This is a genomic window from Microbacterium sp. IO18, from assembly GCF_049099505.1.
Taxonomy (GTDB): domain Bacteria; phylum Actinomycetota; class Actinomycetes; order Actinomycetales; family Microbacteriaceae; genus Microbacterium; species Microbacterium aurugineum.
In genome coordinates this window covers 110530-123544 of the sequence record NZ_JBMJAF010000002.1, presented here as the reverse complement: position 1 = coordinate 123544, position 13015 = coordinate 110530, and the positions used below count along the sequence as shown (strand labels likewise).

General features: G+C 68.8%; 14 protein-coding genes. 6 read left to right on the top strand and 8 right to left on the bottom strand.

Annotation, left to right across the window (positions count from 1 at the left end; all coding sequences use genetic code 11):
• Positions 1-5: 5 nt before the first annotated feature.
• Positions 6-1496, bottom strand: a complete 1491-nt coding sequence (locus ACLF6J_RS12215; RefSeq protein ID WP_134351776.1) for a sensor histidine kinase — start codon at positions 1494-1496, stop codon at positions 6-8.
• 26 nt (positions 1497-1522) lie between these two features.
• Entirely contained in the window at positions 1523-2251 is a 729-nt protein-coding gene (locus ACLF6J_RS12210; protein WP_047523621.1) for a response regulator transcription factor, read from the bottom strand.
• Between the two features lie 102 nt (positions 2252-2353).
• On the opposite strand from ACLF6J_RS12210, the gene ACLF6J_RS12205 reads away from it, so the two are divergent.
• A complete protein-coding gene (locus ACLF6J_RS12205; protein ID WP_134351774.1) occupies positions 2354-3604 on the top strand; it encodes an FAD-binding oxidoreductase in 1251 nt (416 codons plus the stop codon).
• Between the two features lie 50 nt (positions 3605-3654).
• On the opposite strand, the gene gndA is transcribed toward ACLF6J_RS12205, so the two are convergent.
• Entirely contained in the window at positions 3655-5109 is a 1455-nt protein-coding gene (gndA, locus tag ACLF6J_RS12200) for an NADP-dependent phosphogluconate dehydrogenase (protein ID WP_134351772.1), read from the bottom strand.
• A 166-nt stretch (positions 5110-5275) separates the two neighbouring features.
• Between gndA and ACLF6J_RS12195 the strand changes: the two genes are divergently transcribed.
• Positions 5276-6334 (top strand): D-2-hydroxyacid dehydrogenase, encoded by a 1059-nt coding sequence (locus tag ACLF6J_RS12195; protein ID WP_134351770.1) that lies wholly within the window; start codon positions 5276-5278, stop codon positions 6332-6334.
• Positions 6331-6861 (top strand): gluconokinase, encoded by a 531-nt coding sequence (locus ACLF6J_RS12190; RefSeq protein WP_134351768.1) that lies wholly within the window; start codon positions 6331-6333, stop codon positions 6859-6861. Before ACLF6J_RS12195 ends, ACLF6J_RS12190 begins: the two co-directional genes overlap by 4 nt.
• On the opposite strand, the gene ACLF6J_RS12185 is transcribed toward ACLF6J_RS12190, so the two are convergent.
• The gene (locus tag ACLF6J_RS12185) at positions 6846-6971 is read right to left on the bottom strand and encodes a hypothetical protein (RefSeq protein WP_269406029.1); all 126 of its coding nucleotides are present in this window, start codon (positions 6969-6971) and stop codon (positions 6846-6848) included. The two genes, ACLF6J_RS12190 and ACLF6J_RS12185, sit on opposite strands and share 16 nt — an antisense overlap.
• Positions 6972-7192: 221 nt before the next feature.
• Here ACLF6J_RS12185 and ACLF6J_RS12180 point away from each other — a divergent pair, with 221 nt between their 5' ends.
• Both ACLF6J_RS12180 and pth read left to right on the top strand, forming a co-directional pair.
• Positions 7193-7801, top strand: a complete 609-nt coding sequence (locus tag ACLF6J_RS12180) for a 50S ribosomal protein L25/general stress protein Ctc (RefSeq protein ID WP_131492701.1) — start codon at positions 7193-7195, stop codon at positions 7799-7801.
• Between the two features lie 99 nt (positions 7802-7900).
• Positions 7901-8482, top strand: coding sequence for an aminoacyl-tRNA hydrolase (gene pth / locus ACLF6J_RS12175; protein ID WP_131492699.1), 582 nt, complete (start codon positions 7901-7903; stop codon positions 8480-8482).
• Between the two features lie 27 nt (positions 8483-8509).
• On the opposite strand, the gene ACLF6J_RS12170 is transcribed toward pth, so the two are convergent.
• Entirely contained in the window at positions 8510-9094 is a 585-nt protein-coding gene (locus tag ACLF6J_RS12170) for a hypothetical protein (protein WP_166804649.1), read from the bottom strand.
• A 20-nt stretch (positions 9095-9114) separates the two neighbouring features.
• Complete coding sequence (gene trpS / locus ACLF6J_RS12165; protein WP_081997047.1) at positions 9115-10119, bottom strand: tryptophan--tRNA ligase; 1005 nt, start codon at positions 10117-10119, stop codon at positions 9115-9117.
• Positions 10120-10209: 90 nt separating this feature from the next.
• Here trpS and ACLF6J_RS12160 point away from each other — a divergent pair, with 90 nt between their 5' ends.
• Positions 10210-10866 carry a DUF4166 domain-containing protein gene (locus ACLF6J_RS12160; protein WP_421076898.1) on the top strand — a complete coding sequence of 219 codons (657 nt, stop codon included), beginning with the start codon at positions 10210-10212 and terminating at the stop codon, positions 10864-10866.
• Here ACLF6J_RS12160 and ACLF6J_RS12155 read toward each other — a convergent pair.
• Both ACLF6J_RS12155 and ACLF6J_RS12150 read right to left on the bottom strand, forming a co-directional pair.
• On the bottom strand, positions 10860-11699 hold the full coding sequence (locus ACLF6J_RS12155; protein WP_134351764.1) for an exodeoxyribonuclease III: 840 nt from the start codon (positions 11697-11699) through the stop codon (positions 10860-10862). The two genes, ACLF6J_RS12160 and ACLF6J_RS12155, sit on opposite strands and share 7 nt — an antisense overlap.
• Before the next feature lie 9 nt (positions 11700-11708).
• A complete protein-coding gene (locus ACLF6J_RS12150) occupies positions 11709-12923 on the bottom strand; it encodes a YihY/virulence factor BrkB family protein (protein ID WP_131492694.1) in 1215 nt (404 codons plus the stop codon).
• Positions 12924-13015 lie beyond the last annotated feature (92 nt).

Genomic DNA, 13015 nt, shown 5'->3' with positions numbered 1-13015 from the left:
GCGTCTCAGGCCTCGGCGGCCGCGCTCGCCGGGGTGGCCGGGATGCGGACCGTGAAGGTCGTGTCGCCCGGTTCGCTGGTGACGTCGATGGTGCCGTGGTGGCCTTCGACGATGGCCTTGACGATCGCGAGGCCGAGCCCGGTCCCGCCCGTCTGACGGGCTCGTGAGCTGTCACCGCGGGCGAAGCGCGCGAACAGCTCGTCGCGGATGGCGGGGTCGATGCCGGGGCCGTCGTCGTGGACCCGCAGCACCGCGTCCTCGCCGTCCTGCATGACGCTGAGCGTGACGGTCGTCCCTGCGGGGGTATGCGTGCGCGCATTCGCCAGGAGGTTGGCGACCACCTGGTGCATCCGCCCCGCGTCGCCCACGATGGTGACGGGCTCTTCGGGGACCTCGATCTGCCAGTGGTGGTCCACGGCCGTGGGACGCGCATCGGAGAGGCCTTCGAGGGCCAGCTGCGTGAGGTCCACCGTGCTGTAGACGAGCTCGCGTCCCTCATCGAGGCGCGCCAGCAGGAGCAGGTCCTCGACGAGTCGTGTCATCCGCAGCGACTGCGCCTGGATGCGCTCGAGGGAGGTCGTGGTGCTCTCGATCACCTCGGGGCGCTCAGCGCTCCGATCGGACTGATGCAGCGCGCGCAGCGACAGCTCCGAGTAGCCGCGGATGGAGGCGAGCGGTGTGCGCAGCTCATGACTGGCGTCGGCGACGAAGCGTCGCATCCGCTCTTCGTTCTTCTGCCTCGAGGCGAGCGAGCTGTTCACGTGATCGAGGAGCTTGTTCAGCGATGCCCCGACGAGTCCGGTCTCGGTACGCGGATCGGCCTCGTACGAAGGAACACGTTCCGTGATGGTCACCTCACCGCGATCGAGCTGCTGGTTCGCGACCCGGGTCGCCGTCATCGCGACGGCACGGAGTGGTCGCAGTCCCACGCGGATGGTGACCGCTGTGGTCAACGCGAGCAGGATGAGACCGCCGATCGTCGCGAGGGCGATGACGGTGAGCAGCTGGGCGAGCTGATTCTGGATCTCGTCGCGGGGGAGACCCGTGACGACGCCGACGCCGCTCGCGGTGTTCAGTGCCATGATCCGGTAGGAGCCGAGATCGGAGATCGAGACCGTGGCCACGGAGGTGCCGTTCAGCGCCGCGGCGATCTCGGCTATCTGCGTCGCGTCGAGCGGCTGCAGTGTGCCCGTGAGCTCGTCGCCGGGAGTGTTCGTCACGACGACTCCGGAGGCGCCGGTGAGGGGGCTGACCACGGCCAGCAGGAGCCCCGAATACTGCACGTTCTGCCCCGACAGGATGTTGGACGCGGTCGCGTCGCTCGGGGAGAAATTCTGCGCCCATCGCGCGACCTGGTGCGCGGAGGTGCTCAGCTTCTGATCGAGCTGATCCTCCATGGTCTTCCCCAGGGTCGCGCTCGTGATGATGGCGACGATGATGAGGATCAGCGACACGAACCCGATCACGGCCGTCATCAGCCGTGTCTGCAGGCTCATCGGCCTCCTCCGCACCGCCGCAGAGCTCACTGCGGAGCCTTGATCATGTACCCCACGCCGCGGACGGTGTGCAGCAGGGGCGTGCGTCCGGCGTCGATCTTCTTGCGCAGGTACGAGATGTACAGCTCCACCACGGAGGACTTGCCCCCGAAGTCGTAGCTCCAGACCCGGTCGAGGATCTGGGCCTTCGACAGCACACGGCGCTCGTTGCGCATCAGGTACCGCAGCAGCTCGAACTCGGTCGCGGTGAGCTCGATCTCGGTGCCGTCGCGGACGACCTCATGGCTGTCCTCGTTGAGGGTGAGGTCTGCGACGCGCAGGATCGATTGCCCGTCATCGGCGGTGGCGTGACCGGTGCGGCGGATGATCGCGCGGAGACGCGCGATGACCTCCTCGAGGCTGAACGGTTTGGTGACGTAGTCGTCGCCGCCCGCCGTGAGCCCCGCGACGCGGTCGCCCACGGCATCCTTCGCGGTGAGGAACAGGACGGGGACGAGGTTCCCGGATTCGCGGAGCCGTCTCAGCACGGACATGCCGTCGAGATCCGGCATCATGATGTCGAGCACGAGCGCGTCGGGCTCGAACTCCCTGGCCACCTGCAGCGCCTCCATGCCGGAGGACGCGGTGCGCACCTCCCACCCCTCCATCCGCAGGGCCATCGCGAGCAGATCGGTGAGCATCTGCTCGTCGTCGACGGCGAGGATCCGCAGGGGGGAGCCGTCGGGACGGCGCAGTTCGGGCAGGTCGCTGGTCATATCCCTATTCTGCGGAATCTCCTATGTGATTTCTATGGAGAGCGCTATGTGTTGCCTGAGAGCGGGAGATGCGATGTCGGCGGCGCTGACTACAGTGACGGCATGGCCGACGACTCTGTTGCTCCTGTCCTTTCCGTCCACCGCCCCCGTACCGTCACCGAGGTCGCCGAGGTCGTGCGCCTGGCGTCCCGCGAGGCCGTACCTTTGACCGTCGTCTCGGGCGGGCACGGCCCGTGGTCGCACGGCCCTGCCGCGGGTATCCGTCTCGAGCTCGGCGAACTGTCCCAGGTCGAGGTCGACGGCTCCACCGTCCGCATCGGTGGCGGCGCGGTCTGGGGCGACGTCGCGACGGCGCTGGCCGCGCACGGTCTCGCCCTCAGCTCCGGCGACACCGCGTCGGTGGGAGTCGGCGGACTCACGCTCGGCGGAGGCATCGGATGGATGGCGCGCGCCTGGGGCCTGGCGGTCGATCAGCTCATCGGGGCTCAGGTCGTCACGGCGACGGGGGAGGTCGTCGAGGCTTCGGCGGATGCGCACCCCGAGCTGTTCTGGGCTCTGCGCGGCGGCGGAGGGAACTTCGGCGTCGTCACCCGCTTCGATTTCGCAGCCCACCCGCTGCCCGGCATCGCCTTCTCGGAGAGTCGCATCGATGGCGACGAGACCGCCGTGCTGAAGGCCACCCGAGACATGCTCCGCGACGCGCCTCGAGAACTCACGGTCACCTACATGGACGTCCCGCCGATGGATCCGAGCGCGCCGGCGGGTGCTCGTCTGAGCGCGGTGTGGGCCGCGCCGGAGCCCGACCGGCTGCGCGCCGTGATGGAACCGATCTCCGCCCTCGACGGAGTGCAGACCGAAGTCACGACGCCGGCATATCGGGAGGTGCTGCTGGAGATGCCGGCCCCCGAGGGCGAGGAGCCCGCCTCGCCTCCCGGATTCATCGGGGGCAACGGTCTCTACGCCGAACTCGACGACGCGCTCATCGCGCAGCTGGTGGCCTTCCGTCGTTCGTATCCGGCATCGGTCCTGTTCCTGCGGTCCCTGGGCGGGGCCATCCGCGACGTCGCGCAGGAAGACACGGCGTTCCCCGCCCGCGCGGCGAACTGGTTCGTCCTCGCCGGCGCGTTCGACATCCCCGGCCTGATCGAGGACGAGACCCGTGCCGCGATCGACGCGGACTGGAGCGTGATCGAGCGGGGGCGTCTGGCCGAGTACGGCAACTTCGCCGACACCGAGAGGCCGCAGGCCGTCTCCGGCATGTTCTCGGAAGACGCCCTCTCGCGGTTGCGGGCCACGAAGGCCGCGTGGGACCCGCAGAACCTGTTCCACCGCAACCACAACATCACGGTGTGACGCACGAAGGGCCGGATACCTTGCGGTACCCGGCCCTTCGACGGCGAGCCTCAGTGCGTGTCTTCGGCTTCGATCTCCGTGCGGTCGCCCGACCACAGGGTGTGGAAGGTGCCCGGCTTGTCGATGCGCTTGTAGGTGTGCGCGCCGAAGAAGTCGCGCTGGCCCTGCACGAGGGCCGCGGGGAGGCGGTCGGCGCGGATGCCGTCGTAGTACGACAGCGACGACGAGAACGCCGGTGCGGGGATGCCCGCCTGGGCCGCGGTCACGACGACACGGCGCCACGACGCCTGGCCGCGCGCGAGCGCCTCGGCGAAGTACGGTGCGGTCATCAGCACCGGCAGATCGGGAGTCGCGGCGTAGGCATCGGCGATGCGGTTGAGGAACTGGGCGCGGATGATGCAGCCGCCACGCCAGATCTTCGAGATCGCGCCGAGGTCGATGTTCCAGCCGTACTCGGCCGCACCGGCGCGGATCTCGTCGAAGCCCTGCGAGTAGGCGACGATCTTCGACGCGTAGAGCGCCAGGCGCACGTCTTCGATGAACTGCTCGGTGTCCTCATCCGAGACCGTGAACTCCTCGTCGGGGCCGGGGAGTCCACCGGCGACGGCGCGCTGCTCGGGGTGTGAGGAGAGGGAGCGGGCGAACGTCGCTTCGGCGATGCCCGACACGGGAACGCCCAGGGACAGTGCGGTCTGCACGGTCCAGGCTCCGGTGCCCTTGGCCCCGGCCTGGTCGAGGATCACGTCGACGAGCGGCTTGCCGGTGGAAGCGTCGACCTGACGGAGCACCTCGGCGGTGATCTCGATCAGGTACGACTCCAGCTCACCCTTGTTCCACTCGGCGAAGATCTCGGCGATCTCGGCGGGCGACTTGCCGGTGCCGCGACGGATGAGGTCGTAGGCCTCGGCGATGAGCTGCATATCGGCGTACTCGATGCCGTTGTGCACCATCTTGACGAAGTGGCCGGCACCGTCGTGGCCGATGTGCGTGACGCAGGGCTCGCCCTCGGCGATCGCGGCGATCGACTTCAGGATCGGTCCGAGCGTGACCCAGGACTCGTCCGAGCCGCCGGGCATGATCGAGGGGCCGGTGAGCGCCCCTTCCTCGCCACCGGAGATGCCGGCGCCGACGAAGTTGATGCCGGTCTCGCGGACCGCCTTCTCCCGGCGGATCGTGTCGGGGAAGTAGGCGTTGCCGCCGTCGACGATGATGTCGCCGGGCTCGAAGACCTCGACCAGCGCGTCGATCACGGCATCGGTGGGGCCACCGGCCTTGACCATGATGATCGCGGTGCGCGGCTTCTGCAGTGAATCGGCGAACTCCTGGTAGGTGCGGGCCGGGACGAAGCCGGCCTCCGGGTGCTCGCCGAGGAGGGTCTGGGTCTTCTCGTAGCTGCGGTTGAAGATCGCCACGGTGTTGCCCTCGCGACTGGCGAGGTTGCGGGCGAGGTTCGATCCCATGACGGCGAGTCCGACGACTCCGATGTTCGCTGATGCTTCGGGCACAGAAGGCTCCTCGATCGTGAAGAAGGGGTGGATTCAGCGTATCGCTGTACGGGCGCTCTGCGCTCACCTGTGTCACGGTGCGAGACGTCTACGCTGGAGGCGAGATCGTGGTGCGTGCGCGGGAGGCTCTCACCTGGCCGCCGACGCCGCCGAGGAAAGGACCAGCGTGACGGGGATCGAGAAAGAGCTGCGCGCGGTCGTGGCGGTGCCGCTGCCGGAGGACCTGTGCCGACTGATCGAGGAGATCGAGCCCCGCGTCGAAGTGATCAGCGATCACGCACTCCTGCCGCCGATGCGCGGTCCCGCCGACTGGTCCGGAGATCCGGAGTACACGCGCACGCCGAGCCAGCAGCAGGCGTTCGATGAGCTGGTCGATTCCGCCGATGCGCTCTTCGGAATCCCCGACGTCGACGCGGAGGCACTGGCGAGGACCGTGACGGCGAACACGCGCCTGCGTTGGGTCATGACGACTGCCGCGGGCGGCGGTGCCACCGTGAAGGCCGCCGGTCTCGACCGGGACGCGCTCGATCGCGTCGTCTTCACCACGAGCGCCGGCGTGCACGGTGGCCCGCTCGCGGAGTTCGCGGTGTTCGGCGTGATGGCCGGAGCGAAGAATCTCCCGCGCCTTCTCGCCGACCAGGGGACGCGCACCTGGCCGGACCGCTGGGAGATGCGTCAGCTCGACGAGATGATCGTGCTGGTGGTCGGGCTCGGCGGCATCGGTACGGAGTGCGCGCGGCGCTTCCACGGGCTCGGCGCGCGGGTCTGGGGGACGACACGGTCCGGTGAGCCGGTGGCGGGCGTGGATCGCCTGGTGCGGATGGAGGAACTGACCGAAGCGGTGGCCCAGGTGGACGCGATCGTCGTCACGCTCCCGGGAACCGCTCAGACCCACCATCTGATCGGTGCCGAGGTGCTCGCCGCCGTGAAGCCGGGGGCGATCATCGCCAACGTCGGGCGCGGCTCCGTCATCGACGAGGACGCACTGCTCGGAGCCCTCGACGACGGTCGCATCGCCTTCGCCGCCCTCGACGTCTTCGAGCAGGAGCCGCTGGACCAGGCGTCTGCGCTGTGGACGCACCCGAACGTGCTCGTGAGCCCGCACACCGCCGCCCTCAGCGCGAAAGAAGAGGAGCGGATCGCGCGACGCTTCGCGGAGAACGCCGGGCGCCTGCTCGACGGCCGACCGCTGATGTCGGTGGTCGACACGGAGGAGTTCTATTGAGCGGGAGCATGCGCATCGTCGTGATGGGCCCCAGCGGCTCGGGGAAGTCGACGGTGGGCGCGTTCCTCGCTCAGACGCTCGGCGCACGGTTCGTCGATGGTGACGATCTGCATCCGGAGGCGAACGTCCGCAAGATGGCGGCGGGAATCGCGCTGGATGACAATGACCGTCTGCCGTGGCTTCGCCTCGTCGGCGAGACACTGCGTGGCGAGGAGCGGATCGTCGTCGCGTGCTCGGCCCTCCGGCGCACTTATCGAGACGTCATCAGAGACGAGGCCCCCGACGCCTTCTTCGCGGAGCTCACGATCGCACGCGCGGTGCTCGAGGAGCGCATGCGGCTGCGTACCGACCACTTCATGCCCGCGGCGCTCCTGGACTCCCAGCTCGCGGCGCTCGAATCCCTCGAAGCCGATGAGGGGGGAATCCGCGTCGATGAGTCGGCGGATGTGCGAACGGCCTCGGCCGCCATCGCGGCGGCCGTGCAGAGGGGAGAAGGGCCTGCGCCCCGCGCTCAGTCCTTGCGGTAGCTCGAGCGTCCCATGGAGAAGAGGGCGCCCAGGCTGCCCACGACGGCGCACACGGTCATGGCGCCGATCAGCCAGAGGAGTGCGTGCGAAAGGAAGGCGCCGTCGAGCATGGGGTTCTCCGTGTTCTGCAGAAAAGGACCGGTGTCCTCAGCCTAACGGGTCATCCGGTACCATTGAGGCTGTACCTCGGCGAGGGATGCTTCTGCGCGTGCGCGATCATCCGTTATCGACGCGGCGAAGCAAGCCCGGTGGCTTTCCTCCTGCGTCAGCGAGTTCGAATATCCAAGACCACCGCGCGGCGCCTTCGCTGCGTGTCCCGAAGGAGAACCCCATGTCTGAAGACACCAAGGTCCAGGCCGAGCTCCGCGAGAGCTTCGGCAAGGGCTTCGCCCGCCGCCTCCGCGCCGCCGGCAAGATCCCCGCCGTCATCTACGGTCACGGCACCGAGCCCGTGCACGTCGCCCTTCCCGGCCACCAGGTCTCGCTCATCATCCGTCGCGCCAACGCGCTGCTGGAGCTCGACATCGAGGGCAAGAGCCAGCTCACCCTGGTCAAGGACGTCCAGCGCGACCCGGTGCACCAGATCATCGAGCACATCGACCTGCTCGTCGTGAAGAAGGGCGAGAAGGTCGCGATCGACGTTCCGATCATCGTCACGGGTGAGTCGGCTGCCGGCACGATCGTCAACCTCGACGCGACCACGCTGTCGATCGAGGCCGAGGCCACGCACATCCCGCAGAACATCGAGGTCTCGGTCGAGGGCCTGGAAGAGGGCGCGCACATCACCGCCGCCGACGTGAAGCTCCCCAAGGGCTCCACGCTGCTCTCCGACCCCGAGGTCCTCGTGGTCGCCGTCTCCGTTCCCGCGGCTCCGTCCGAGGACGAGTCCGCGGAGGAGACCGACGCTGCCGAGGAGACCGAAGAGGCCGCCGCGGAGTGATCTCCGACTGATTCATCACAGAGGGGACGCGATCCGATCGCGTCCCCTCTGTCGTATCCTGACCCGGGGCCTGCACCCGGGTATCGAGAGGACGAGGACATGGCATCCACCTGGCTCGTGGTCGGACTCGGCAATCCCGGGCCGCGATACGAGACGACCCGGCACAACATCGGCCAGATGGTCGTGGACGAGCTCGCGGCGCGGCGCGGCGAGACCTTCCGCGAGCACAAGGGCGGAGCGCGGGTCGTCGAGACCTGGCTGCGCCCCGGTGCGGACAAGCTGGTGCTCGCCAAGCCGAACACCTTCATGAACGTCTCGGGCACGCCGGTGGCCGCGTTGGTGCGGTTCTACTCCGTTCCCCCCGAGCAGGTCGTCGTGGTGCACGATGAACTCGACATCCCCTTCGACACGGTGAAGCTCAAGACCGGGGGCGGGCATGGCGGTCACAACGGCGTTCGCGATGTGGCGCGCGCTCTGGGCACCGCCGACTTCCCACGCGTGCGAGTGGGTATCGGGCGCCCGGTCGGGCGTCAGGATCCCGCGGACTGGGTGCTGGCACCGTTCGGGAAGGACGAGCGGCCGAACCTGCCGATCCTCATCGCGGACGCCGCTGACGCGGTCGAACTACTCGTGGGCGAAGGTCTGCTCGCGGCGCAGCAGAAGCACCACGCGCCGCGCTGACACGTTCAGACCGCGCGGAGGTCCGGGTCAGGACGTATACGTGGCGAAGCCTGCAGCGCTCCCGGCCGCGAGGGCCGTGACCAGCACGATGAAGAACAGGACCACGCCCATCACGGCGACCACGAGGGCCGCGATTCCGGCGCCCCTGCCCTTCTTCTTGGCGATCGCGATGATGCCGAGCACGATCGCGGCGATGCCCAGGATCGTTCCGAGCCAGAAGGACAGCTCGGCCCACAGCACCTGATCCCGGGCGGGGGACAGCAGGCTGAGATCGTCGGAAGTCGTGGTCGTGACGCCTTGCGGAAGGACGCGTCCGATCTCGAAGGCGCTGATCCCCACCAGGATCGCGGGCACGACCGCGGCGACGAGCGAGAGGACCAGGGCGACGACGCCGAGGACGGCGGACGGGCGCGGCGCGGTCTCGGGGACGGCGTACGTCCCCGCGGGTGCGGCATAGCCTCCGACGGGCACCTGGTAGGCCCCGGGAGGCGCTGCCGGATACCCCGAAGGCGCCGGATACCCGGAAGGCGCCGGATATGCGGACGGTGCCGGGGACGCGGCGGGAGCCGGGTACGCGGGCGGTACCGGAGGCGGCAGCTGTGGATCAGTCACGACCCCATCCTAGGCGCGGCTCAGACCCGACGGAGCAGCCCCACGCGGTCGTAGACGTCCGACAGGGTGGCATCGGCGACGGCATCGGCGCGGCTGGCGTTCTCCGCCAGGATGCGGTCGAGTTCCGCCGGATCGTCGAGCAGTTCGAGGGCCCGCGCGCGCACCGGCTCGAACTCCTCGACGACGACGTCGGCGAGGCCCTTCTTGAAGTCTCCGTAGCCGCGACCGGCGTACTCGTCTTCGATCGATGCGACCTGACGCCCGCTGAGTGCGGCATAGATCGTGAGCAGGTTCGAGACGCCCGGCTTGTTCTCCCGGTCGAAGCGCACGGAGCCCTCGTTGTCGGTGACCGCACGCATGATCTTCTTCGCCGATTTCGCGGGGTCGTCGAGCATCCACAGCACACCGGCATCGCTCTCCGCCGACTTCGACATCTTCGCCGTCGGATTCTGCAGATCGTAGATGCGGGCCGTCTCCTTCTGGATGACCGGCATCGGCACCGTGAACGTCGCGCCGAAGCGGGAGTTGAAGCGCTCGGCCAGATCGCGGGTGAGCTCGACGTGCTGCTTCTGGTCGTCGCCGACCGGAACGACGTCGGTCTGGTAGAGCAGGATGTCGGCTGCCATCAGCACCGGGTACGTGAAGAGCCCGACGCTCGTCGCATCGGCGCCGTAGCGGGTCGACTTGTCCTTGAACTGGGTCATCCGGCCGGCCTCGCCGAAACCGGTGATCGTGCTGAGGATCCAGGCGAGCTCGGCGTGGGCGCGCACGTGCGACTGCACATACAGGGTGGACAGCGAGGGCTCGATGCCTGCCGCGATGTACTGCGCAGCGGTGCGGCGCGTCTTCTCGCGGAGCTCGGCCGGGTCCTGGGCGACCGTGAGGGCGTGCAGGTCGACCACCGAGAAGTAGGCGTCGTAGGAGTTCTGCAGATCTCGCCACTGGAGCAGCGCGCCGATGTAGTTGCCGATCTGGAGGGAGTCGGCGGAGGGCTGCATTCCGGAGTAAAGGCGAGGTTTCGTCACAGGATCAATCCTATGGGGTGCGTGCCCTGCGCCTACGATGGCCGCATGGCCTCTCCTTCTCCTCCCGCGCGGTCGACAGGAAGAGGTGCCGTGCCCGTCGCAGGGGCGAACGCGCGAGGCGCGGCGTTTCTCGAGGCGTTGGGGGAGAACGCGCAGCGGCTCCATCCCGAGCTCCTCGCGCAGATGACGGTCGAAGCGACTCACGACAGCGCGGAGGGCCTGTTCGAAGTCGCGGGCAGCAGGTTCGGACGCCTTGCCGGTCTCGCCTCTCCGGTGGTCGGGCCGGGGTTGCTCGTGACACGGTTCGCCCGCGACGTGCCGTTCCGCATCGAGACGGTGTCAGGTCGGTCGCACGGCGGACGCGCAACGCTCGACACCGTCCGCGAGTTCCGTTTCCCCGGCGCGACACAGCACGTCGTGGATCGGCTCTTCGCGACCGGGCGTCCCGGCATCGTGCAGAACGCCTTGGGGGCCCGCGGCCGCGTGCAGATGCTCGAGCAGTGCTCGGTCACGGGCGACGGCGCGCTGCGCATGAACACGCGCGCCGTCGCACTGCGGGTGGGAGGACACCGGATCGCACTTCGTGGAATCCTGCGGATCGATGTCGAACTCGTCGACGGGTGGGACGAGGCTCACCGTCGACGCACGATCGACATGCGCGCGACGAGCCCCGTTCTCGGCACGGTCCTGGAGTATCACGGGTGGTACCGCTACGCAGGTGGTACCGCGTCAGGCTCGGATCAGTAGCGGTAGTCGACCACGACGGGCGCATGGTCGCTCCACCGCTGGTCGTAGGCTGCGGCGCGCGCGACGTGGTAGGTCTCGACCCGCTCCGCGAGCGCCGGCGTCGCCAGGTGGTAGTCGATGCGCCACCCGGAGTCGTTGTCGAACGCCTGTCCGCGCATGGACCACCAGGTGTACGGGCCGTCGACCTCGCCGTGGAACTTCCGTCCGACGTCGACCCAGCCGAGACCCGTGCCCACGGTGCCGTCGACGCCGGTGACCTCGGTTCCCGCCTCACCGAGGAATCGGTCGAAGTAGGCGCGCTCCCGGGGGAGGAATCCGGCCTTCTTGCGGTTGCCGCGCCAGTTCTTGATGTCGAGCTCACGGTGTCCGACGTTGAGGTCTCCCGTCACGAGCGCGAGTGCTCCGTCGGCGCCGAGCTCACCGAGCCGGGTGCCGAAGGCGTCGAGGAACTTCCACTTCTCCTCCTGCTTGGGGGTGTCGGCCTCGCCCGAATGGACGTACGCGCTGACCACCGTGAGCGGACGGTCGCCGATCAGGAAGTCGGCTTCGATCCAGCGGCCCTTGGAGTCGAAATCCTCCGGGCCGAACGCGGTGCGCGAAGCCACAGCCGGAACGCGGCTCGCGATCGCGACCCCGGCACGGCCCTTCGCCGTCGCCTCGTCGTGCACGAACGACCAGCCGGGGAGAGCGGCTTCGAGGTGCTCGTCTTGTCCGCGGACCTCCTGGAGCGTGAGGATGTCGACACCGGCGTCGTCCAGCCACCCGCTCATCCCGTTGCGAGCCGCCGCTCGGATCCCGTTGACATTGACCGTGGCGATACGCAGATGAGGCATGCTCCCAGCCTAACGAGAGCCGCCGACATCCCTTCCCGACCGGTTCAGCTCCGCCAGCAGACGCTGCGCGAGCGGCGTCGTCGCTGCCGCGGGTGGGGGAGGGGACGCTTCGAGGTCGGCGAGTTCCTCCTCGGCGTCGCGCACGGCCCGATTCGCCACCCAGGCGCGGTACCAGGGCGCCTGGGTGCGGGCCGCGTGCGCTTCCCGCACCCGGATGCGCGCCGCCGTCAGCAGGGTCTGATACTCCGCGATCCGACGTTCGGCCTCGGTCTCCTGCAGGAGGGGGAGATCGTGGTCCTGCGCGGAGACCGCGATCCAGGAGGAGGCCACCAGCATGACGACCCCGTTCACTCGGAACCACAGCAGCAGACCGATGAAGATGGCGAACGTGGCCAGCAGCGGATTGGAGGGCGTGTAGCTCAGCAGGAATCCCGCCCCGTACTGGAGGATGGTCATCGCGCCACCGCCGAGGAGCGCGCCCGGCCAGATCGTGCGCCAGCGCAGCGACGTTCCGGTCAGGAAACGCACCATCGCCGCCAGCGCGGATGACATGAGCGCGAAGGACACGATGACCGTGCCGATGCGGATGCCGAGGTTGAGGCCGTCCGATCCGGAGTCCCAGCCGAGGAGGCTGAGCAGCCAGCTCAGCACCGCGGCGCTGGCCGAGCTGAGGAGCGAGCCGACGATCAGGGAGATGCCGAAGATCAGCGCAGCCAGCAGGTCGCGCGCCTTCAGGATCACGTAGCTGCGGCGGTCCGGTGGTAGCCCGAAGATGTCCCTGGTCGCGCGGCGGGAGAAGGTCACCCAGCCGATCGCCGTCCAGATCACGGTGCCGAGGGCGATCAGACCGGTGATGCTCAGCACTCCGGTGGTGCTCGCCGCGATCTCCTGCACCTGCTCGGGGGTGACGACACCGCCCTGTCCCTCGGGGAGGATCAGGTTCGGGATGTAGCTGTTGATCATGGCGATCAGGCCGTTGACCGCGTCCTCGCTGCCGCCGAGCCAGAGGCCGGCGATCGCGAAGGCGAGATAGATCGCCGCGAAGATGGCGAACAGCGCCTGGTAGCTCACGCCCGCCGCGAGGAGGAAGCCGTTGTGCTGCAGGAAGTGGCGCCAGACCCGCACGGGGAAGAGCGCGAGCGTGCGCTGGGTCAGCGCAGTGGCGCGTTCGACGGCCGCATCGAGGCGACCGGGCTCGGACGCGGCGTCAACGGGTTCAGACACATCCCCACCCTATCCAAGCGTGTGGGGCGGGAGAGAGGCGCCGACGCGAGAACAGGCGGTCCCCGGAAGGGAACCGCCTGTTCTCGAAGGAG